Origin of the sequence: Neptuniibacter sp. PT8_73 (genome assembly GCF_047778045.1) — a bacterium.
Taxonomy (GTDB): Bacteria; Pseudomonadota; Gammaproteobacteria; order Pseudomonadales; family Balneatricaceae; genus Neptuniibacter.
Genome location: NZ_CP180545.1, coordinates 1,018,588 through 1,041,572, shown reverse-complemented (window position 1 = coordinate 1,041,572; position 22,985 = coordinate 1,018,588). Strand labels below are relative to the sequence as shown.

The window sequence follows — 22,985 nt, the reverse complement described above, 5'->3', positions numbered from 1 at the left end:
GATGAATCTTCGAATAGAGGGCAATGGCTCACAAATTTTGGTGGCACTCACCTGTATAGGTTTGCTTGCTGCGGCTTGGTATCTCGTACCTCACCCCGCAGTGAGCGCCATTGCACTGTTACCACTGATGGTTTTGATCGGTTTACGCCTGCCCTTCCTACTCTGCTTAGCTTTTATCGCCTTCTCTTTCTTTAGACTGCACGAGGTTTTCCCCCAGCTATACCCACTGAAAATCCCGCAGTTACTTGCTATCGCAACTTTAGGATCTCTATTTATCAATCTAATCACCAAGCGTATCCAAGTATTCTGGTGTCGCGAGCAATCACTGTTTATCTGTTTTTTCTTCTTGGTCGTTATCGGTGCCGTCTTAGCGACTAATCGAGATGCAGCGCTTAATTCCCTAACGGGGACTTATGTAAAAATTGCGTTGATGTTGATTGCGATTAGCTGGCTGCTAAGAGAAGAATCACAGTTTAATGTGCTGATTATCAGCATGATGTTTTGTGGTATTGCGGTAGGCGCAGTAGCACTGTTTAACAAACAGATGGGACTTGAGTTAGTAGAAGGCACCCGTGTCACTATTGGTCGTAGTATCGGCTCTATGCTGGGTGACCCTAACGACCTTTCTCTTGTACTTTTATTTCCAGCTAGTTTTGCCCTAGCCAGCTTTATGACACCAGGCTTTGGCAAAACCATCAAACTACTCAGTTTGTGCGCATTTCTGACGGTATTTTGTGCCATTATCGCCACTCAAAGTCGAGGCGGTATGTTAGGAATTTGTGCTGTCGGTGCGGTATTCGCTTGGCATAGAGTGCAAAATAAAATACTGCTGATCGGTGCAGGTGTATGTGCATTAAGTATTTTATTTGTAATTGCCGGTGTAAGTGACCGTGCCTCCGGCGGTGCCCACGAAGAGGGGATTGATGAATCGGCGATGGGTCGAATCTACGCCTGGCAAGCCGCAATGGGCATGGCGATTCATCACCCACTTACTGGCGTCGGTCTAAATAACTTTATATCTAATTACTTTGAATACAGTCCTCACTGGGATGGTAAAAACCATGCGGTACACAGTACTTGGTTTGGGGTGATGGCTGAGACCGGCATCCTTGGCTTTATTCTGTTTATCGCCATCATCACCAGCATTGCCAAAATAAGCCTGACCACTGCCCAACATTTTCGCCCGAGACCCAATCAACCCTACTCGCCAGTTCTGTATGCCTGTGCCCAATCGGTTCAGGCTGGATTAGCGGGTTTCTGCGTTTCCGGCACCTTCCTGACGATGGGTTTTACTTGGCCTATCTATATTCTTTTATCTGTCGCTATCGCCCTGTCTCAATATCAAAAACGTCAATTAGCAAAGTGATTCGCATATTGCGAAAAGCGGATTAAACAGCCCATTCAAAACAACCTAAGCCATTGAATTAATTGCATTATAAATCTGGCACAAGTTCTGCAGAACCTAACTATAACTTTTAAAAATGTGCAGGAGATTAGGCATGTGCGGAATAGTTGGCTCGATTAATCACAACGACATTGTCCCTGAGTTATTGCAAGGATTAAGTAACATCGAATATCGCGGATATGATTCTGCGGGTATATCGATCCTTGCACCTAATGGCATCACTACTGTGAAGCGTGAAGGGAAATTACAGCACCTCAAAAACCAACTAGATCAGATGGATCTATCCAGTTGTGCAGGGATTGGGCACACCCGTTGGGCAACTCACGGTAAACCCAACGAACTAAACGCGCATCCCCACTCCAACAGTGATGTTGCCGTTGTTCACAATGGCATTATCGAAAATTACATCGACTTAAAACAGTGGCTGCAAAGTGAAGGTTTTGTCTTTCAAAGCCAGACCGATACTGAGGTGATTCCTCACCTCATCAGTCTGTTCTTACATCAAGGTTATGAACCTGAAAAAGCACTCAACCGTGCTCTATCCCATCTTCAAGGTGCTTTTGCATTAGGCGTGCTTTTTAAAGGTGACGAAGAGCATGTTTACGCGGCTCGCCGCGGTAGCCCTTTGGTAATCGGTAGAAGTGAACAAGGAATGAGTCTTGGTTCTGACTCATTGGCATTAAGTGGATCACCTACGCATATCCTCTATCTGGAAGAAGGTGATCAAGCTTGCTTAGAGCGCGACGGTTTTAACTTAGTCGATGCTTCTGGTCGTGTAATAAAACGCGAGATGCAGTTATTCGAAGCAGAAGATCACACTCAGGATAAACAGAACCACCGTCATTATATGCATAAAGAGATTCACCAGCAGACGGATAGTGTCCGAGATACTTTCTATCACACGCAAAGAGTATTACCCGAAGCACCGATAGATTTTAGCCAAGTCGACAGACTCAATATCATCGCCTGCGGTACCTCTTTTTATGCTGCAATGGTCGCTAAGTATTGGTTTGAACGAATTGCTAAGTTACCCGTTGATGTCGAAGTTGCATCCGAGTTTCGCTATCGCTCTCCCCTATTGAGCAAGCAGGGCGTCTCTCTATTTATCTCTCAATCCGGCGAGACTGCGGATACCTTGGCTGCGTTGCGCTATGCCAAGGAGCAAGGACAAAAAACCATTGGTATTGTCAATGTTGCTGAAAGTACCATCGCCCGCGAAACAGACTTCAGTATGCAGACCCAAGCAGGTCCCGAAGTCGGCGTTGCTTCAACCAAAGCCTTTACTGCACAGTTAACAGTGTTAGCTACCTTGGCCGTTCGCGCCGCATACTGCCGCAAAATGATTGATCTAAGCGAAGCATCAAACTTGAGCATAGAGCTATCAACTATGCCATCTCAGGTCGATCTGGTTTTACAGCAAGAATCCCTATTCGAGTCGATCGGCGCATCGATGCAAGATTGCCAAGACGCTTACTTTATCGGCCGTGGTTCTAACTTCCCTATCGCTTTAGAAGGTGCGCTTAAACTCAAAGAGATCAGTTATATCCATGCCGAAGGCTTTAGTGCAGGTGAGCTCAAACACGGCCCAATAGCCCTAATCGAAGAAGGCACACCAGTGTTTGTTATCGCTCCTAACGACGAGCTTCTGGATAAAACCAGAGCCAATATGGAAGAGGTCATGAGCCGTGGCGGTCGCTGTATTTTCTTAGGTGATTCCGAAAGCATACTTTCGCTACAAGACCTAGAAGTGGAGTCCGTAACCCTCCCTAATGCTCACTCGATTGTAACGCCTATTTTGTTCACCATCGCGTTGCAACTCATCGCTTATCACGCTGCGTTGGCGAAAGGCACCGACGTGGATCAACCTCGAAACCTAGCTAAATCGGTGACAGTAGAATGAACACACTACAAGGGCTTAAACAGTGGGTTAAAGCAGGTAATCATCCACTGGCCCGTACTTTAAAAGCCTGTCATTACACCTTGCACAATTTCGAAATCCCGGCGGTAAATCTGGTGTTTAAACCGATTCGTATGGGGCACACATTATGTACTGGGTTTATCAGTGGGCTTGCACGGGTCTTTTATTGGACACCCATGTTTAAGACCCGCTTAAGCCAAGCTGGTCGCCAATTGTATCTCTACGGTGGCATGCCGCTTGTCCAAGGTAGCCTTGATATAAGCATGGGTGATCGCTGTCGTATCTCTGGCCAAACCACCTTCTCCGGTCGCTGGAGTGGAAAAGAAACACCACAATTAATTATCGGCAACAACGTAGGCATCGCATGGCAAACCACCATCGCTGTCGGTACCAGAGTTGTTCTGGAAGATAACGTCCGTATCGCAGGCCGAGGCTTTCTTGCGGGCTACCCTGGTCATCCTGTGGATCCAGAAGCTCGTGCCAAAGGGCTACCGGATACGGAAGATCAGATTGGCGACATCATCCTTCGTAAAAATGTTTGGCTCGGCTCTGGAGTCACTGTAATGAAAGGAGTCACGATTGGTGAAGGTACTATCGTCGCTGCTGGAAGTGTGGTGACTCAAGACTTGCCTCCTTTTGTGATCGCAGCTGGCGTACCCGCAAAAGTGATCAAACCGCTATCTCAACCTAAACCATGCAAAGTGGCTTAAAGGAGAGATCACATGAATATCGATCTATTAGTTTTTGGTGAGGACTGGGGTGGACACCCCAGCAGCACCCAGCATTTGATGAAGCACCTTTTAGCCGATAACGAAGTGTTATGGGTAAACTCCTTAGGCTTAAGAAGACCTAGGCTGAATCTGCGCGATATGAGTCGCATCTGGGATAAGCTCAAGGCTTTACTGCAAGCGCCTACGCCTAAGTTATCTGGCGCACACCCAAGCTTGGTAAATCCTATGGCACTGCCGTTCCCGGGTAGCTCTCTTGCGAGAACAGTGAATAAAGAGTTACTCACCAACAAACTTCGCCCTTACCTGAAGGATCAAAGCGAAGCACCAATTTTGTGGACTTCACTACCCTCCGCAGTAGATGTTGTGGGCAAAATGGGCGAGCGCGCGGCCATCTATTATTGTGGTGATGATTTTTCTGCCCTAGATGGTGTGGACCATGCTCCAGTCGCAGCGATGGAAGAGGAGTTAGTTGAAAAGTGTCAGTTGATTATTGCCGCAAGCCCTAAACTAGCCGAAAAATTCCCTGCGGAAAAAACCTTAGTTTTACCCCATGGGGTCGATTGCGAGATGTTCGGCCAACCCGCAGAACGTGCATCCGACCTTCCTGATGGTCCCGTCGCTGGGTTTTACGGTGCGCTAGCAGGCTGGTTTGACCAAGAGCTTTACATAGAAGTCGCTAGATGCCTTCCCCACTGGACCTTCGTGTTGATCGGCCCTGCGCACACCGATATAAGCATGCTGCTAAAACAGCCCAATATTGTTTGGTTAGGCCCTAAACCTCATCATGAGCTGCCTCACTATAGTCAGCATTGGGATGTTGGTTTGCTGCCCTTCCTTCGTAATGAACAAATCGAAGCCTGCAATCCGCTGAAATTACGAGAATATCTTGCAGCAGGCTGTCCAGTGGTAAGTACTGATTTCCCTGCGCTAGACGGTTATCGAGATCTCGTAAAAGTAAGCAATGCGGCTGATGGTTTTGCTGCGGCTATCGAAGAGATAGGTAACACAGAAAAGCACAGAGAACTGATGAAAGAGATCCGCCGCAATCGTGTAAACCGCGAAAGCTGGACTCAACGTGCTGAGGACTTAAAAGAGATGCTTAATGATCTTTAATAAAGCACCATTATTCAGGGGAATAGATCATCGCATCTAATTCCCCTGAAAAAGAGAATCGTCAGATCAGACGATTCTAAGAATTTCCCAATATTGTGAACCGGAGACAATATAAGGCTCTAGTTCCTTACTCCACGTCTTGTGAGCTTCTATATCCCCTAATTTTTGCCAAGACTCATCGAGTTCGGTTAATCCCGAGATCACCACTTCAGAAATCACAACAGACTCTTTGGCACCTACAGACCCTGTGACAATTCTTACTTTGTCAGAGGTCCATCCTATTTGACTGCCAATCTCTTCAAACCACCGAGACAATGAATCAATCACTGTTTGTTTGTGTCCAAACCTCGCATCTATATGCCATCTTGCAAGCATCATACTCCTTCCCTCCTTTAGAAAAGGCTCCATAGAACGGCGAGTTAAATTTTTTTGATATTTAACTATCCGACGGACGATCAACAAACCTTCCTAATACACACAAACAATAGTGCCTGATAGGATTTTCAGCGAGAAAGGGACAGCAATCTCTTCGGAATTATTTTCATAGTGAGAAGCGACCCATAGGCAGTGGCCATTTTAAAGTTCAACTTTAATAACTGAAGGAATTTGCCAGTAAAAAATAACGCTTATGTTAATGGCATAAGCTATGTTTAACGGGACAATCTAACGTTGGCTTTTATAACCATTACAGCCCTATAACCTGCCCTGCCGAGACAATTTTATGAATTCGATCCCTTCCTCAGTCGTCATCAGCGGTTTCGGTCTTTGGACCCCTGAATACAGTATCAGCAACGAAGAATTAGTAGAGGCCTATAACCAATACGCCGATAACTATAACCAGCAAAATGCCGAAGAGATCGCTGCTGGTAAGTACGAAGCTAAGCCTTTATCTAATGCCGAATTTATCGAAAAGGCGTCAGGTATTAAAAGCAGATTTGTCTACCGCAAAGAAGGCGCCCTTGATCCAGAAAGAATGCGCCCTTACATTGAGCCACGGGATAATGATCAGCTTTCCCATCAAGCAGAAATGGCGGTAGTAGCCGCGAAAAAAGCACTCACAAAAGCGAATAAAAATGCGGCTGATATTGATGCTGTGATTGTTGCTTGCTCCTATACCGAAAGAGCTTACCCAGCTATTTCGATCGAGGTTCAGCAAGCATTGGGGATCCAGGGCTTTGCCTTTGATATGTTGGTTGCATGCTCTTCTGCCACATTTGCGTTGCAACGAGGCTATGAGATGTTAACCGCTGGGACTGCAAAAGCTGTTTTGATCATCAATCCAGAATTAACATCACCCCAGAATAACTGGCGTGATAGAGACAGCCATTTCATTTTTGGTGATATCGCTGTTGCTACGGTAATGGAGAACGCCGATAGCTGCACTGGAGAAGAGAGTTACGATGTACTAAGTACCAAATCCGTGACGCTTTTCTCCAACAATATTCGCTCTAATTTTGGTTACCTTGCCTACACCAATGATAGTGATCCCTTCGGGCAGGATAAGTTCTTTATTCAACATGGAAGAAAGGTGTTTAAAGAGGTCTGTCCTATGGCCGTAGAACACCTCTCAACCCAGCTCGCGTCTTTGGGGATTGAAAACCAGCAAGTCACTCGCTGGTGGCTGCATCAGGCCAATATCAATATGAATCAACTGATCGGTAAAAAGTTATTAGGCCGAGAAGCCTCGCAAGAAGAGGCTCCGATCATCTTAGATCAATATGCCAATACAGCCTCTGCCGGCTCACTTATCGCATTCAATCTATATCAATCCGATCTCAAGAAGGGTGATTTAGGCGTTATCTGTTCCTTTGGCGCAGGCTATTCCATAGGCAGCTTAGTGATTAGAAAGCGTTAATTTCGCAAAAAAACATGCCTCTGGAAGATCTCTCAAGCTTATTCTCATTTTGAGAATCAGCTTGAGAAAAACCTCAAAAAGCCTAGTTAACCTCGCCTCAACTACCCTCTACTCAAACAGCAAAAGCCCAGTATTCATGGGGCTTGCAGATCAATTCATTTAGGTTGGCCTGAAAGCTGCAATTTCTTGAGCAATAACAAAATTTTGCTCAGGAGATAGATCATGCGCTCTAAGTTTATTGCAACCACCCTGTTCACTTGCAGCCTTTTTTCACTGACAGGATGTACTGCAGCACTAAAAACCATGGATATAGGTTTTTTAGGCTCTAAAGACACGCCCGTAGCAGAAGAAAGTATCAGCGTAGATCAACTTCTCTCCCGTGCCCGCGGCGAGAAAGGTTACGCAGAGAATCATGTCCCTCGTGAACTTGTTTTGCACTTCGCAGATGGCACCGTGGCATTAGATGAGAAACAAAAAGATAACCTCAACGAATATGCCAACGCTCAGTCTTCGAAACTCAGCGTCGAATGCTCACCGAGTGAAAGTTCAGATCGGTTTGTAGCGGTCGGTGTAGGTATCAACCGTTGTAACGCTGTGAGTAACTTCCTGGAAAAGCGCGCCAAGAAAACCGATATGCGCCTATCCCCTGCATTAGCGCCAAATCAGGTGCTGATAAAAAAAGCCAACAACCTAACGGTGGCTAACCATGATTCGTAGCGCATTAGTCAAAAACATCGCGTCCATTCTGTGGGCGGGATGGAGGCGTCGTTATTTAATCGCGCTGCCTATTTTGCTTATGCCATTCATTGGTTTGGCGATTGGTATTCTGTCGCCTAAAAAATATGAAACAACCACCACTATCTTGTTTCAAGAAGCCTCTGAACATAACCCATTCTTAGAGGATCTATCGATCGCGACTAACCTTCGCCATCGTATGGAAGCGCTCAACGCTCTTCTGCATAGCCGCCATATTCTTGCAGGCGTCGCTTGGCAGCGCGAGATGATTACCGAAGAGATGGATGAGAAAGAGAAGGCTTATATCATCGGCCAACTTTCGAAGTCTCTAACCGCAAAACTGGTTGGCGACAACCTGATTAAGATCTCCTACAAAGCCGAAGAAAAAACGCATATGAAAGAGACACTGTCTGTTGTCAGTATGCGTTTTGTCGAGCGTGTACTTGCTCCACAACGTTCATCAATCGTTCAATCAGAAACTTTCTTAGCGAAAGAGTTAGAGACCCGAAAAGCCGATCTGCAAACTGCAGAAAAAGCCTTAGCCGAATATAAAAATGAGTTCGCCAGCGAGCTACCCGCACTGCATGGCGCTAATGTGGCACGCTTATCCAATCTAAAAGCCTATATTGCTGAACGCCGCATCGAGCTTGAAGGCGCTAAAGCCGCTCAAGCAAGCCTAGCGTTGCGCCTATCACAAACGAACCCCGTCGTCGGCAAAATTGAAGAAGCCATCATCAACGTGATGGCAGAGTTAACACAACTTCGTGCTCGATACACCGACGAGCACAGCCAAGTTCAGCATGTTCTGGCTCAGTTACAGTCCCTAGAAAGAGAACGCAGTCGCATTCTAGCTAGCATGAAAGCTCTAAACCAAGGCGACCTTAATAAAGTAAAACTTGAACGCCTTTGGGCGATCGCCACTACCGCAACAACTAATGAATCAGAGCAAGGCGGTAATCAACATCCACTGCTTATTTCACAGTTAGAGCGCCTACAGCAAGCCGACGACCATATTGAACGTTTAAGCAAAGAGGTTAGCTCCTTAACTGCTGAGATAGAAAACCTACAAAACCGTGTGAATGGCTACGGCCAGCATGAGCGTCGCTTAAAAGAGCTGGAGCGCGACATTCAGGTTCGCCAAAAAATCTATGAAGACTTAGCCGAACGTCATGAGATGGCCAGAGTCACTCGATCACTTGGTAAGAATGAAGAGAGTGAACGCGTAAAACTGATCGATCCACCTTTTGAACCTTTGGCACCTATCAACCTTCCCCTTATCGCCTTTGTTATTGCTGGCGTTGTTGCGGGCATCGGACTTGGTTTTGGGCTCGCTGTAATCGCAGAAGTCCTCGATACCACCGTTCGACGTAAAGACACCTTAACAGAGATGTTAAATGTCCCTGTGCTCGTTCGAATTCCGCCGCTTGAGAAAGATTTAAACGATATAGCATTGCAGGAGAGTACATCGTGAATACAGTAATCGTACAAATCGTCCAACATCTCCGCCCTGGCGGAATCGAGACCATGGCTTTAGACATGTTAAACCAACTGAGTAATAAAGCCGATGTCTATATTTTTAGCTTAGAAGGCAGTTATGAAGAAGCGGTAAAAGAGTGGCCAAGACTGGAACAATACCGATCTCAACTGCAATTTTTCCACAAAAAAGAGGGCATTAGTCCACGCTTATTTTTGCGTTTAAAAAGCGCATTAAAAGAGATCAACGCTACCGCTATTCATACTCACCATATCGGTCCTCTGCTTTACGGTGGCATAGCGGCGAAATTATTAAAACTACCTCATGTTCATACAGAACATGATGCATGGCACCTCAATGCATCTGCAAATAAACGTTTGCAAGATTATTTAATCCGATCGCTGACATTTAAGCTGGTTGCAGATTGCGAAGCGGTCGCTAATGAACTGTTACACCACTTCCCAAATAGTCGCCCTGATATTATTCAAAATGGCGTGGACACGACGCATTTCTGTCCACCAACACAAATTGAAAAGTTAAAAAGCCGTAAGCGTTTAAAACTTCCGGTACAAGGAACTTTGCTAGGTTGCGCCGCAAGATTAGAAGCCGTAAAAGGTCATGAGTTATTGCTCAAATCCTTAAGCAACACCCATGCTAATTTATCCTTGGTCTTAGCTGGCGATGGTTCTCTGCTCAATCATCTGAAAACTGTTGCCTATGATCTGGGCATCAATGATCGTGTGTTTTTTCTAGGACACTTAGATGACACCCTTCCCTTCTACCACGCGATCGATATTTTCTGCCTTTCATCGCTTAACGAAGGTTTACCCCTTTCCCCATTGGAAGCTCAGGCATGTGGTGTCCCTGTCATTGTGACCGATGTTGGAGGCTGTAAAACCATTGTTTGCCCAGACTCTGGCGATCTGATTCCTCCTGGCAGCCGTGTCGCACTTCAGCATGCTATTTTACGCCAGTATCTAATGCCTAAACGTCATAGCCCACGAGAGTTTGTCTTAAAGAAAGGCAACCTACATAAAACCGCTGACGCTTACTTCCAGCTACTGTCACAACCAAAGGAGGCTTAAAATGATTATCTTCTTATTGAGCCTATTTGCCCTAAGTTGGGTCTTAATTATCTATCACCATATCGCTTATCCTCTGATCATGAATCAGCTGAATAAGAGAACTCCTTCGTCACAAGAAAAGCGTATAGCTGATCAAAATTACAGAAGACTTTGTATCTTTGTTCCAGCCTACAATGAAGCTGACTTCATTGCGGATAAGCTTAGAAACATCGCAAGTTTGGATTACCCAAGCGACAAATTGCAGGTCATTATCGCCTGTGATGGCTGCAAGGATAGAACAGCAGACATCGCTCGCGAGGCTCTAGAAGCCCCTGAGTTGGCTCACTTAAATGTCAATATCCTGAACTTCCGCAAAAACCACGGAAAAGTAGCACTGATCAACCAAATCATCCCGAATATCGATGCTGACATCGTGGCGTTAAGTGATGCTTCCGCGTTGATCTCATTTGATGCATTAAAGCTGGTTAATCGCCACTTCGATGATCCTAAAACGGGCTTTGTTGCAGCTACCTACAAACTCTTATCTCCCGGTAGTGAGGGTGAAAAGCAGTACTGGAACTATCAAACTAAGCTCAAACAAGGTGAAGCGAGTATTGGTAGCGCAATTGGTGTACATGGCGCTCTGTATTTTATCCGCCAAGACCTATTTACTCCTCTACAGGCGGATACGATCAATGATGATTTTATTCTGCCCATGCAGATCATCGAGCAGGGTTATGAGGGTAAATATGACTGTGACCTAATCGGTTTGGAATTAGAAGCGTCCTCCCTCGATATGGATCATAAACGTCGCATTCGTATCGCCGCAGGTAACCTACAACAAGTCCTCAGATTGAGTACGTTACTTTCACCAAGTTTTGGTGGAACAGCCTTCAGTTTCTTTTCTGGTAAAGCGCTACGAGGCCTGATGCCGCTGATCTTGCTCGCGCAATTTATCCTGTGCAGTTTACTAGCGCTCGATCTAGATGCTTTTGCCATTTTCAGTGGGCTACAACTGCTAGGCATTGCGTTGGCACGCCTATCTACACTGATTCCAGAAAACAAAACTCCAACTCATATCTTATATAAACCTTTCAAACTCGGTTTTTATGTCATTAACGGTTACTACAACGGCCTTACTGGATGTCTGCGCTACTTAGCAGGTTTAGAGAAAGGCCATTGGAAATCAGTTAGAGATTAATGTCATATAAGGAGAGATTGTCATGAACAGTTATATTCCAACACCCGTGATTTTTGCCAAGCGTTTAATGGATATAGTAGTTGCAACCACAGGGCTGATTATTTGTCTTCTTCTCTACCCTTTTATTGCATTAGCAACCTATCTCAGCTCACCTGGACCAATCTTGTTCAAACAGCTCCGTATTGGTCATGCTAACGGCGAAAAAACAGAACTCTTCTGGATGTATAAGTTCCGCACTATGCGTTTAGATGCAGAAGCCGTTTCCGGCGCAACCTGGGCAACAGAAGATGACCCTAGAGTAACGACAGTCGGCCGCTTCCTTCGTAAGACTCGACTGGATGAGCTACCACAGTTTTTTAATGTTCTTAAAGGCGATATGTCATTGATTGGGCCACGTCCAGAGCGCCCAGGTTTCTATCAAAAACTGGAACACGCGATTCCGTTTTTTGCAGAGCGTACGTGGGGAATTAAACCGGGTATCACAGGCCTCGCTCAAGTTAACCAAGGTTACGACCGCACCATCGATGATGTTCGCTCCAAAGTTGCCTTCGATCATGCCTATGCGCTAAGCCTTGGAAGCTTGGTAGGCTGGCTCCGTTCTGATTTAGGTATCATGTTTAAAACCCTGATCGTGATGGTGTGCGGTCGGGGGCAGTAACGATGAAAATGGGGTAGTAGCTCAGAATGAGTCTAAATTGATAGCTCTGAGCTCAGCTCATCCCAGTAATAAAGCGCTCAAAATACGTTTTACAATTTGATTCGCAAAATGAGAATAGCGAACTACATTCTCATTTCACATAAACTAACAAATCGTTAAATCCTTACAAATCATAGCCTTACCTCTCTGGCATAAGGATTGCTCCTACTTAGTCATAACCGACTCAAGGAGAATCGTTATGCCAACTTTAGAAACTGTACAAAATGAACTACATCTGGAGATTGAAGGATCATTAGATGCTCTTGCCGTAGAGATTCTTCGACCAAAATTCGATGAATTAATTCAGGATCAATCTGACGTAGTCCTTAACTTAGGAAAAATTGAGTTTATCGATTCTTCCGGTATTGGCGCCATCGTCTTCCTTTTCAAACGCTTACGCTCCAAAGAACGCAAGCTTAGCCTTTGCGGTGTACATGGCCAGCCTTTAGAGCTGCTTAAGCACCTTCGTATTGATCAATCGATCACTGTTCAGGACTGAGGCCAGAACAATGAAATTGATCTCACTATTACTGTTACACACAACGCTAATGACCTCTTCTGGCTGCTTCTACTTAGTACCTGAAGGCGAAGGCGGAGTGGCAGAACGTTTCCCGATTAAAAGTGAAGTTCCCACTCTGCAATCAAGGCTGAAAAAGTGCGAAGCGGTCATTAGTGAACACAATTTAGATGGCAAACAAGACCAATATCCAGCGATCTATCAAGAGATTCAGTTGCTGGTCACCCGTAGCAGAAGGCTGTATGAGGCAAACTACCTTATGCAAGCTCAGCTACCTTTAGAGCAAGCAGAAAAGTTACTGCATATATTAGAGAACGGAGCTGCTTCCTTAAGAGTGAAAAGCCATTGCAACCAACAGCTAACTCAGGAGGCATGCATATGATCCCTCTAATCAGAACACTCATCTTATTTGTACTTTTCAGTGGCAACCTATGGGCTGAAACACTGCGCCCAGGTGACATGATTCAGATAAAGCTGCCCGGGGAAAGCGCATTTGAACAAAGCTTTCAGTTGGACCAACAGGGACAGATCGTTTTGCCTGAGATTGGTGCGATCAACCTCGAAGGCCGCAACTTAAGCGAAGCCAAAGCCCTGCTTAAAAACCGCCTTGGTAGCGTTTATAAGGATCTGTCAAAATTTGATATTTCCTTACAAGAACGCCGCCTTTCAGTCACTGTATTAGGCTATGTCAAAACACCAGGTGCAGTTGATCTACCGATCCATTCCAACGTCCAAATGGCGATTAACAAAGCCGGTGGTCTAGCTCAAGGTGCGCAACTTAACAAGTTACAGATCCGTAGAAAAAACAAGCTTATCGAATTTGATTACAAACGCTATCTGGACAGTGGTGATCCAAGTTCTCTGCCCGCTCTTAATCCTATGGATGTAATCTTTGTGCCAGCATCTCCACTGATTGGTAATGTCCAAGTCGATTTCGATGCCCGTACGCTAACCGCATCTGGTGATGCCGGTAAAAACGGTGAATCTGTGAAAGTATTTGGTGAGGTTCATCGCCCAGGTACCTTTGCCTATAAAGAAAAAGCATCAGTAATGGACCTAATCATGCGTGCGGGTGGTGTAACACGTTATGCAGGTATCGAGCAGATCCGTGTTATCCACAACGGTCAGCCTTTCCCATTCAACATGCGTGAATATCTAGATACGGGTAACCCTGACCTTATGCCTGAAATTCATCAGGGTGATGTGATCTTTATCCCTCAAGCAACCGAGCAAGTTCAGAGTGGCTCTCGTACTGTTTATGTCATGGGTGAAGTTTTCAAACCCGGTGCTATGGAGATGGGTGAAGAAAGTGGTTTCTATGATCTATTAGCGACTGCAGGTGGTCCAACGCGTTTTGCTGAAACCCGTCAGATTCGCATTATCCGTGCCGATGGCCAAGTCGTTCCTTTTGACTTACAAGGCTATGTCGATGGTCAACGTCGCGGTAGTTTGCCTGAAATTCTTCCAGGCGATGCAATCCTCGTCCCTGAAAAAACAGATATGAATGAGAAAAGCTGGTTAAAAGTTCATCCTAATCGTGCGGTTAAAATTATCGGTGCGGTAAGAAGACCTGGCCGTTACGAATGGGCATCTGAGATGACCATGATGGATCTGATTGCCCATGCCGGTGGCCCAATTGCCAGCGCTGACACTGCTCACCTGCAGATTCTGCAGAACCGAGGTAACGGCGTCACTGAGTCTGTTAGTTTTGACCTAAAGCACTTCCTAGATAAAGGTGGTGATATTCGCCAGATCCCACGCATTCGCGCCGGTGATACTGTGGTGATCCCAGAACTACCTAAAGACCCAAATGACAACCGCTCACAGTGGGTAAGACAGTCCAGCGACCGTTCTATCTATATCTTTGGTGAAGTAGGCGCCCCAGGCCGTTACGCCTTTAACAACGAGCTTAACTTCCTCGATATTTTGTCCGCAGCACAAGGTCCAACAGGTATGGCGGATCTATCCAGCGTACGTATCACTCATCGTAAGCAAGGCAAAACTGAGGTAACTCACCTTAACCTACATACTTATTTCCAAACTGGTGATGAAACACTACTGCCTACAGTTAAAAACGAAGATGTGATCTTTATCCCTAAGCGTGACCGCGCATGGTTAGAAAAGCCAAAAGAAACCGTAGTTCGTGTGCTAGGTGCGGTTGCTCGTCCAGGTCGCTATAGCTTTGATGACAACATGACCGTGTTGGATCTGTTAGCCGAAGCCGGTGGTCCACTGAACAGCGCTCTGCAGGATCGAATTATGGTGATTAACCGTATTGATGGCGAAGCTCACTCCCGTCTATTCGACTTAATCGACTTTGCAAAAACAGGTGATTACCGCGATCTACCAGTGATTCGCTCCGGTGACACCCTGTATGTACCGGGTAAAGAGCAAAGTACGTGGTATCGATTTGTCAGCACCCTACAGGAATCTGTAACTGTTATATCTTTTGCCACGCTGGTTGGTCTGTAAAGGAGAGCAACAATGTTAGCTTTGCATAGACATAGCGCGATCGAAACCGTTTACGCACGAGTACTGCGTCAGAACCTACAGCAATTTACCATCTGTAGTACCCAATCTGACGCAGGCAACACTTCACTAGCCTTAGCTGTTGCAACGCGAGCAGCTAAGGCGGGTAAACGGGTATTGTTGATAGAACTAAATACCGGTAAACCCCAGTTAGCCAACTGGTTATCACTCACCAACAATGAGTGGCTACCTTTAACTGGCCACTGGGAACATGCCGCGCAAGAAACCGATGTACCGGGCTTGATGGTTTTAAACTGCCCTGTGCAATCAAGTCACTGTGTTGAGTTTAGAGATCTAGAAACCCTAAAACTATTTTTTAACAGCTGCCTAAATCTGTTCGATATGGTTATTTGTGACTCTGCTCCGGTGTTAACCGAAAAATCACAGCTACAAAACGATAACCATCTTCCTGTGGATATCATCTGCTCGGCCAGCAAAGCGACATTACTGAACATTGTCACTGGCCGAACCACCGAATCTCAAGTCGATGAAGCAAGAGAAAGTTTAAAAAACAGCGGGGCTATTCTGGCTGGAATAATTATGAATGATCGCTTTGCGCCCTCACTGCAGCAGGAGCTCGTTCGAGAAACTTATCGCTTCGAAAAAAGACTACCAAAACTGATGCAGTACCTGCGCAAACGTTTTAGCCAGATGACCTTATTGAATCAGGAGCTCTAACTTTCTGTCCGCTCCAATAGGATCAGCGTGAGATCATCATCAGGGGCAGACAGGTTCAAACGCACTTGTAACAGATGATCAGCCGCCGCTGCTAAAGTTAGATGACGACTCCGTTCAATAGCTGCTTTTAGCTCTTTTGGCATCTCGACCGCCGCGTCGTTAAAACCGTCTGAATAAAGCAAAACCCTATCGTTTATCTCTAGAGAAAAGCAGGCTTGTTGATAGCCTTCAATCCCCATACCAAGCATCGGCGACTTAGCCACAATCTCTTTAACCTCGGTATCACTAAACAAGATAGGACTCGGATGGCCAGCATTGATAATGGCTACATCCCCTTTCGGAGATAAGGTCATAGCAGCAATGGTCGCCAGAGTTTCTTTGAGCACTGGATCTTCATTAAAGCCAAGGGCTAACTGATTAAACAACGCGGGTAACTCTATACCCAACGAAGAGTAAGCAGAGCAAAGCCCTCTTAAATAGCCAGCGAGGGCATAAGAGAAGCCTTTGGCAGACAAACCATGCCCCATGAGATCGGCAAATAGAAACAGAGATCGATCCTTTTGTGGATAAAACTGAACTAAGTCCCCGCCCCCTGCTTCTGGATTGACGGTTCTTAGTTCAATCTCATAGCCTGGGATCTGCTTGGGAAGGCTTGGCCGTAATCCTAGGGTAACCTTTTGATCCACCTCTTGGTGAATCTGCGCACGCAGATGTTCACGCCTGCAGACGACCCGTTGAATCGTACTCAGCAGCTGTTCCCTGCTAACAGGCTTGGAAAGCAAATCATCAATTGGACGCCTTAAGGCTTTATTTAGCAGTTCCGGCTCTATACAACCGGTCACATAGATAAATGCAGTATCAGCAACATCAGGGATATGCGAGATCTTATCAAATAGGGCTGGGCCATCGGCTTGTGGCATGTGGATATCACACACCACCAGATCCGGCTTGTATTTAAGAACAGATTGAAACGCCTCTGCCACCGATGCTGCACTCAGCACTTTATATTGGGGTAGTAAGTATTGCTCAATGACTAAGCGATAGGCTGGATCATCGTCAACCACTAACACGGTCGATGCTGATTGAGCCTGCGGCCTTGTCTGGCGCAACACCATGACATTACAAGCATCATCTCGATAACAAGCTGGGACATAGTGCATATCATCAAAATAATGGGCTAACAGCTTTAATCCCATGCCGCTTTCGGCAGCAGTTAAGTCCTCGGGATCGTCCAACATCTGACTAAACTGACTAAAGCTCGGACCGTTATCACGAAGTTCTAGCCAGTAATCAAATTGATCTCGACTCAAAGTCAGAACAATTTCGGTTGGTTTGGGGTCAGGGTAGCGCGATAGATTAACGATTAATTCTGCGGTCGCTAACAGGAATGCATCTTTGTTTTTGCATTCAAATTGTTCCAATAGGGTAGCGAGCTCTTCTCGCACCCTACGCGCTTCTTCCAACTGAGGTTTTAAATGCCATTCGCCTAATAATTCTGTCATTCCCCTGCCCAAACCGATATCGGATAAAATTCAATCACTTGGTGCTTGTAACAGCCTACCCTGTAGCATAGGCTAAGGGTAGGTTTTTGGTTGGAGAGGATTTCCTATGCCCGTACCTGAAGTTAATCGTATTCTGCTTGTCGAAGATGATGTTTCTATGGCGGCGGTTTACCGTAGCTACCTCACTGGTTTGCCGTACCAGATTCACCATGAAGAAACAGGCCAGGGAGCCTTAGCAGCTTTACAGAAAGAGAGCTTCGACGGCATTCTCCTCGATCTCAGTTTACCCGATATGAACGGGATAGAGATTCTCGAGAAAGTAAATCAAGAAGAGATAGCCACTGAGGTGATTGTCACTACGGGCGATTGCTCGATGAACACCGCTATTGAGGCGATGAGACTTGGTGCCCGCGATTATCTGGTTAAACCGTTCAGCAAAGACCGCTTGGTCACCACACTCAACAACACCTTCGAAAGCCAAAAACTCAAACGTATTGTCGAAACTTATCGAGAAGAGATCGATCGTCATAACTTCTGTGGCTTTATTGGTTCTTCTCTGTCGATGCAGCGGGTTTATCAAGTCATCGATAGCGCGGCGAGCTCGAAAGCTACCATTTTTATCACTGGTGAAAGTGGTACCGGTAAAGAGGTCTGCGCTGAAGCTATCCATCAACGAAGTGAACGCCAAAAATCACCTTTTATCGCGTTAAACTGCGGCGCTATTCCAAAAGATCTAATCGAGAGCGAAATTTTCGGTCATAAAAAAGGGGCCTTTACCGGTGCTGTTAGTGATCGAGATGGTGCTGCCAGTGCTGCAAACGGCGGTACTCTGTTCCTTGACGAAATCTGTGAGATGGAACTTGCCCTACAATCAAAACTCTTACGTTTTTTACAGACCGGCACCCTGCAAAAAGTCGGTAGTGATAAAACCGAAAAGGTCGATGTCCGAATTGTCTGTGCGAGTAACAAAGACCCTCTTGCTGAGGTTCAAGCAGGTAATTTCCGTGAAGATTTGTATTATCGATTGCATGTTCTTCCGATTCATCTTCCACCGCTACGAGAGCGAGAGAATGATGTTATCGAAATAGCACAGAGCTTCCTAACTCAGTACGCCGAAGAGGAAGGCAAAGGCTTTAAGCGCTTTGAACCTGAAACCGAGCTTATTTTAAGCAACTACGATTGGCCGGGTAATGTTCGTCAATTACAAAACGTTGTCCGAAATATCGTGGTACTACACAATGGTGATGAAGTCACACAAGCTATGTTACCTGCTCCTTTGGATAGCTGTATCAAACCGGTGCAATCAGCTGCAGTACATAGTTTGGCTGCTGCGGCACCAGAACCGATGGCTACTGCACCCGCATTTGCGCCTTCAGATATATCAAGCCCGGTTCAAGATCAGCTTTCAGAGCTTATCAGGCCGATGGCAGATATAGAACGAGAAGCGATTGAACGAGCAATTGATCTGTGTGGGGGTAATATTCCAACGGCGGCACACTATCTAAAAATCAGTGCTGCTACCATCTATCGGAAACGGAATAGTTGGAAAGAAAACGCTTAAGCTTTTCTTTCCAACATAAACTGATCCAGACAATCTAAGCTTTGCTGGGCGAGTGCTAAAAAATCGAGCAGCGATGCTCTTACGCACCCACCCTCTCTGCAAACGGTCTCAAGACTTCTAGCTTTCTTAGATAGGGTCATCAAGCCATACAAAGCGGAACTACTGCCAATCGTATGCAGGTTGCGTTCGAGCAAGGCATCATCGATATCTGGGTTAGATAGCTCCTCTAATCTTTTATCAACATCCTCTTTAAAAACATTAACCAACTGGGGCAGAACTTCTTCAGATGTATCACGCGCTAACTGATTTACATAGTCAGGTTCTAGCAATTCTGTGCCATCATCCGCAACAACAGATCCGATACTCTGTTTACTTGAATCAACCTTGTAAGTCGCTAATAAAGGGGAAATGACCTGAACCAGCACTTTTTTATCTAACGGCTTTTCCAGATAACCCGACATGTCATATCGATTTATCTTTTCTCTATCTTCAGGCATAACGTACGCAGTAAAAGCAATGATCGGGGTACAGTCCCAATCGTCTCGCAAGCGCAGTCGTTCAGTTGTCTCATAGCCATCCATATCAGGCATGGAAATATCCATAAAGATCAACTGAAAGCGCCCCGGCTGGTAGGCTGCAATCGCCTCAGCACCACTGGATACACAAACGGTTTTAAGTCCCAAGGACACCAGCATATGTTCGACTACAATCCGGTTAGTCGCACTATCATCGACCACTAAAGCAGTGGCATTAAATCTGACATCACCTGTAACTGCTACGCTGTTAGCTGGGACAACTGATTCGACAACAGCCAAAGAAAAGCTAAATGTACTACCTTTACTCGGCTCACTGCTAAATTGCAGTTCGCCACCCAGTAAATTCACCAGTTTTTGGCTTATTGAAAGGCCTAAACCTGTACCCTCGTAGGGACGATTCTGCGTATTACTAATGGTAGTGAATTCAGAAAAGATCTGCCCTTGTTCATCCCAAGGGATACCTATGCCAGTATCAATCACTTTAAAGCCCAGGCGATTATTAGCTTGTAAATCTACTTGGAGACTGACCTCACCATAGTCTGTGAATTTGATCGCGTTGCTGAGCAGATTTAGCAGTATCTGGCGTAATCGTTGTTCGTCTATTTCAATCCAATCAGGTACCGACGGATCGATCTGAAAATCGAGCGCAATAGATTTTTCTTCCACCCGCGGCATAAGTAACTGCTCGAGCTGACTGAGCAACAAACGTAGGTTACATGGCGCTGGAATGATCTCTAATTTATCGGCTTCGATCTTCGAGAAATCGAGAATATCAGAGATGATCGTGAGTAAGCCCTGCCCCGACGCTAAAGCACTTTCGACAAACTTAGCTTGGGATGGATCGAGTTGCGTATCTTGTAACAGTTGCAATAAACCCAGCACGCCATTTAAGGGAGTACGAATCTCATGACTCATCATTGCTAAGAAACGACCTCTGGCACTGTTGGCTAGATTGGCTTCTGCGACAGCTTGCTCAAGGGAAAACTGGGTTTGTTTAAGCTCACTTATATTAAGGTGAGAAACGATGATTGCGCCGTTATCGGCCTGAGTTTCATGAATCTCGATCCACACATTAGGTACAAGCTCATATTGTTCAACGACTGGGAGTGAAGCGTGCAGCGCTAGCTGTTGTTCTATCCACTGTTCAGGGTTGTCTTGCGCTTCGCAAAATAGCCCCTTTTCTACACAGCTGCGAAAAAATGACTCGTAGGTAATGCTTCCCGAAAGATCGACGCCATAATCGCTATATAGATCTGAAAATTGGCGATTAAACCTAAGTAACTTATCCCCAGCACCAAACAGGGCAAAACCATCTTGAGCCATCTCTAAGGCACCGATCAGCAGTTCGTTTTCACTCTCTGCGCTAACTCGGCGACTGATATCTCTGATCATGCCCAAAAACTTGGACTGACCTTCGATGTTAATCTCAGAGACACTTAATTCAATTGGAAAGACTTCACCATTTTTGCGCAGGCCTACCAAACGCCTCTGATTGCCTACGACCTCTTTTAAGCCAACACCGTTGTATTGAGCAAGATAGTGATCATGCTGGCTTCGATAAGGCTCGGGCATTAACAGGGAAACATTTTGTCCGATTAAATCCGTTTTGGAATAACCAAAAATCTTTTCAATCGATGTGTTAGCAGAAACCACCTTGCCTTGCTCATCAATAGTAACGATACCGTCGATCACAGTATCCAAGATGACCTGCAATTGCGTAGCAGTTGCTTGTGGGGGGAGGTCTAGAGAGAGAGACGAAACCTGTTCTGTATGAGGCGTAACGTCCGCTTCGGTCTCAATCTGAGAGAGAGAGGATTGTATATGCTCTATGAGTTCCTGATTACTCCAGGGCTTTGCTAAGAACTTATGTACTACACCGCTATGAACTGCCTGCAAAACCGTATCAAAATCAGCATTACCACTTAGAATAATGCGCTTGGTTTCAGGCCACTTTGCTTCGATTTTGGTTAACAGTTCGGTCCCTGATAATCCCGGCATCCGGTAATCAGACAAGATAATTTCTGCATGATTGTTTCCCAGCCAATCCAGCGCCTCCTTCCCTGAAGAGGCAGTCGCTACAGAGATTCTTGCCTGACGCATTAATCGCTTCAATGAAGCTAAAATGTGGGGTTCATCATCTACCAGTAGTACCTGAACATCCATGCAGCATCCTCTACCAAGCTTTTACTTTTGAGAAACGTACACTTCTAAAGTTTCTTCTAGGTTGAACTCCATTTCCCGAATACGCTCAATAGCAACATCATCTAAAACTTGATCGGCACTCAACAATAAAATGCCTTCCCGACTAATCAGGTCGCGACTTAGCTTCATACCTTTTCGTAACTGATCACTCGATAGTTGTTTATCATTCAGAACTTCACCTGTCTTAGATAATCCGGCTACAACTTCAGCTAATAAGTTCACCGCCTCTTGGTTATAACGCTCAGGCGCAGTAGTTTGCATATAACGAATCGCTTCAGCAGTGCTATATTCGCGCTCGTCATACAAACCGGTAATCATCTCAACATAATCATTCATCACACAAAGTACTTGTGCACGAATTGGAATCTGATCGCCGCTCAGGCCTTTAGGGTAACCACTACCATCCAGATACTCTTTATGCTGCAGAATAATCTGCCCAGCAGGATACAGAGGTTTCACTAATAGCAATGCAGCTTGTGCTAACAAAGGGTGCTGTTGGAAGGTGCGTTGTTGTTCGATATCCATCGATAAATATGGATTTTTAAGCAAATCATCAGAGAAGCTCAGTTTACCTATCTGGCGCAGCTGCCAAGCATAATAAAGTTGCTTTAGCTCCTGTCCCTCTATCCCAGATTTACTTGCGACAGCGACCAAGACCTGATTGAGTTTACGGTTTTCCTTGGTTGCTTTAATCCCCAAACGACGTGCGGTTTGAGCAGAGAACATACGAACAACCGACCTATAGCTATCTTTGATGCGGTCATTCGCCATTTTAAGTTGGCGAGTTCTCTCTTGCACTTTGTTATCTAAAGAGCGGTTAAGCGCTTCTAGCTCTTCATTCTTCTCTTTAGTTTCTTGCTGTAGTCTTTCATTTTCCTGCTGTAGGCCTGCAAGTTGAAAACCTTTTTCAACCATCTTTAAGACATCGCTGTCTTCCCATGGTTTTAGTAAGAAGCGGCTAATTTTGCCGCGGTTAATAGCATCAATAGCCGCTTGAGCTTCGGCGTAACCAGAAATAACAATACGCTCAATATCTGGAAACTCTTGCGCAGCCTTTTCAAGAAACTCTTCGCCACCCATTTCGGGCATACGCATATCACTAACCAAAATATCAACGGGGTTTTCACGCAATATTTCTAATGCTTCCAAAGGAGAAACAGTCGTCAACACTTTACATCTTAGTGGTCTTAACAAACGTTTAAGCGAATTAAGAACAGCCTGCTCATCATCAACTAGTAGTATCGTGTTATTCGGATAACTCATAACC

Annotated in this window: 19 protein-coding genes; 15 read left to right on the top strand and 4 right to left on the bottom strand. The window is 45.5% G+C overall.

The window, feature by feature from the left end; translation table 11 throughout:
- Position 1 precedes the first annotated feature (1 nt).
- The 4 genes from ACMXYN_RS04595 (at position 2) to ACMXYN_RS04580 (ending at position 5,167) form a co-directional block, all read left to right on the top strand.
- Complete coding sequence (locus ACMXYN_RS04595) at positions 2 to 1,366, top strand: O-antigen ligase family protein (RefSeq protein ID WP_415893699.1); 1,365 nt, start codon at positions 2 to 4, stop codon at positions 1,364 to 1,366.
- A 133-nt stretch (positions 1,367 to 1,499) separates the two neighbouring features.
- The gene (gene glmS, locus ACMXYN_RS04590; protein WP_415893698.1) at positions 1,500 to 3,305 is read left to right on the top strand and encodes a glutamine--fructose-6-phosphate transaminase (isomerizing); all 1,806 of its coding nucleotides are present in this window, start codon (positions 1,500 to 1,502) and stop codon (positions 3,303 to 3,305) included.
- Positions 3,302 to 4,033: an acyltransferase gene (locus ACMXYN_RS04585; protein ID WP_415893697.1), complete on the top strand. Its 732-nt coding sequence runs from the start codon at positions 3,302 to 3,304 to the stop codon at positions 4,031 to 4,033. The genes glmS and ACMXYN_RS04585 overlap by 4 nt, the downstream gene beginning before the upstream one ends.
- Before the next feature lie 12 nt (positions 4,034 to 4,045).
- Complete coding sequence (locus tag ACMXYN_RS04580) at positions 4,046 to 5,167, top strand: glycosyltransferase (protein ID WP_415893696.1); 1,122 nt, start codon at positions 4,046 to 4,048, stop codon at positions 5,165 to 5,167.
- Between the two features lie 66 nt (positions 5,168 to 5,233).
- Here ACMXYN_RS04580 and ACMXYN_RS04575 read toward each other — a convergent pair whose 3' ends face one another.
- Complete coding sequence (locus tag ACMXYN_RS04575) at positions 5,234 to 5,545, bottom strand: hypothetical protein (RefSeq protein ID WP_415893695.1); 312 nt, start codon at positions 5,543 to 5,545, stop codon at positions 5,234 to 5,236.
- 343 nt (positions 5,546 to 5,888) lie between these two features.
- On the opposite strand from ACMXYN_RS04575, the gene ACMXYN_RS04570 reads away from it, so the two are divergent.
- The 10 genes from ACMXYN_RS04570 (at position 5,889) to ACMXYN_RS04525 (ending at position 15,917) form a co-directional block, all read left to right on the top strand.
- Positions 5,889 to 7,022 carry a beta-ketoacyl-ACP synthase III gene (locus ACMXYN_RS04570; protein WP_415893694.1) on the top strand — a complete coding sequence of 378 codons (1,134 nt, stop codon included), beginning with the start codon at positions 5,889 to 5,891 and terminating at the stop codon, positions 7,020 to 7,022.
- Between the two features lie 222 nt (positions 7,023 to 7,244).
- On the top strand, positions 7,245 to 7,739 hold the full coding sequence (locus tag ACMXYN_RS04565) for a hypothetical protein (protein WP_415893693.1): 495 nt from the start codon (positions 7,245 to 7,247) through the stop codon (positions 7,737 to 7,739).
- Complete coding sequence (locus ACMXYN_RS04560; RefSeq protein ID WP_415893692.1) at positions 7,729 to 9,228, top strand: GumC family protein; 1,500 nt, start codon at positions 7,729 to 7,731, stop codon at positions 9,226 to 9,228. Before ACMXYN_RS04565 ends, ACMXYN_RS04560 begins: the two co-directional genes overlap by 11 nt.
- Positions 9,225 to 10,316, top strand: a complete 1,092-nt coding sequence (locus tag ACMXYN_RS04555; protein ID WP_415893691.1) for a glycosyltransferase — start codon at positions 9,225 to 9,227, stop codon at positions 10,314 to 10,316. The genes ACMXYN_RS04560 and ACMXYN_RS04555 overlap by 4 nt, the downstream gene beginning before the upstream one ends.
- Before the next feature lies 1 nt (position 10,317).
- Positions 10,318 to 11,496 (top strand): glycosyltransferase family 2 protein, encoded by a 1,179-nt coding sequence (locus ACMXYN_RS04550; RefSeq protein ID WP_415893690.1) that lies wholly within the window; start codon positions 10,318 to 10,320, stop codon positions 11,494 to 11,496.
- Between the two features lie 22 nt (positions 11,497 to 11,518).
- On the top strand, positions 11,519 to 12,154 hold the full coding sequence (locus ACMXYN_RS04545; RefSeq protein WP_415893689.1) for a sugar transferase: 636 nt from the start codon (positions 11,519 to 11,521) through the stop codon (positions 12,152 to 12,154).
- 238 nt (positions 12,155 to 12,392) lie between these two features.
- Positions 12,393 to 12,692: an STAS domain-containing protein gene (locus ACMXYN_RS04540; protein ID WP_415890550.1), complete on the top strand. Its 300-nt coding sequence runs from the start codon at positions 12,393 to 12,395 to the stop codon at positions 12,690 to 12,692.
- Between the two features lie 10 nt (positions 12,693 to 12,702).
- The gene (locus tag ACMXYN_RS04535) at positions 12,703 to 13,092 is read left to right on the top strand and encodes a hypothetical protein (protein ID WP_415893688.1); all 390 of its coding nucleotides are present in this window, start codon (positions 12,703 to 12,705) and stop codon (positions 13,090 to 13,092) included.
- Positions 13,089 to 15,182, top strand: a complete 2,094-nt coding sequence (locus ACMXYN_RS04530) for an SLBB domain-containing protein (protein WP_415893687.1) — start codon at positions 13,089 to 13,091, stop codon at positions 15,180 to 15,182. The genes ACMXYN_RS04535 and ACMXYN_RS04530 overlap by 4 nt, the downstream gene beginning before the upstream one ends.
- A gap of 12 nt (positions 15,183 to 15,194) precedes the next feature.
- Positions 15,195 to 15,917, top strand: a complete 723-nt coding sequence (locus ACMXYN_RS04525) for a hypothetical protein (RefSeq protein WP_415893686.1) — start codon at positions 15,195 to 15,197, stop codon at positions 15,915 to 15,917.
- On the opposite strand, the gene ACMXYN_RS04520 is transcribed toward ACMXYN_RS04525, so the two are convergent.
- Positions 15,914 to 17,419, bottom strand: coding sequence for a SpoIIE family protein phosphatase (locus ACMXYN_RS04520; protein ID WP_415893685.1), 1,506 nt, complete (start codon positions 17,417 to 17,419; stop codon positions 15,914 to 15,916). The two genes, ACMXYN_RS04525 and ACMXYN_RS04520, sit on opposite strands and share 4 nt — an antisense overlap.
- A 106-nt stretch (positions 17,420 to 17,525) precedes the next feature.
- Here ACMXYN_RS04520 and ACMXYN_RS04515 point away from each other — a divergent pair, with 106 nt between their 5' ends.
- Positions 17,526 to 18,980: a sigma-54-dependent transcriptional regulator gene (locus ACMXYN_RS04515; RefSeq protein ID WP_415893684.1), complete on the top strand. Its 1,455-nt coding sequence runs from the start codon at positions 17,526 to 17,528 to the stop codon at positions 18,978 to 18,980.
- On the opposite strand, the gene ACMXYN_RS04510 is transcribed toward ACMXYN_RS04515, so the two are convergent.
- Both ACMXYN_RS04510 and ACMXYN_RS04505 read right to left on the bottom strand, forming a co-directional pair.
- A complete protein-coding gene (locus ACMXYN_RS04510) occupies positions 18,977 to 21,679 on the bottom strand; it encodes a response regulator (protein ID WP_415893683.1) in 2,703 nt (900 codons plus the stop codon). The genes ACMXYN_RS04515 and ACMXYN_RS04510 overlap by 4 nt on opposite strands.
- Positions 21,680 to 21,700: 21 nt before the next feature.
- Positions 21,701 to 22,981, bottom strand: a complete 1,281-nt coding sequence (locus ACMXYN_RS04505; RefSeq protein WP_415893682.1) for an HD domain-containing phosphohydrolase — start codon at positions 22,979 to 22,981, stop codon at positions 21,701 to 21,703.
- Positions 22,982 to 22,985: the final 4 nt, after the last annotated feature.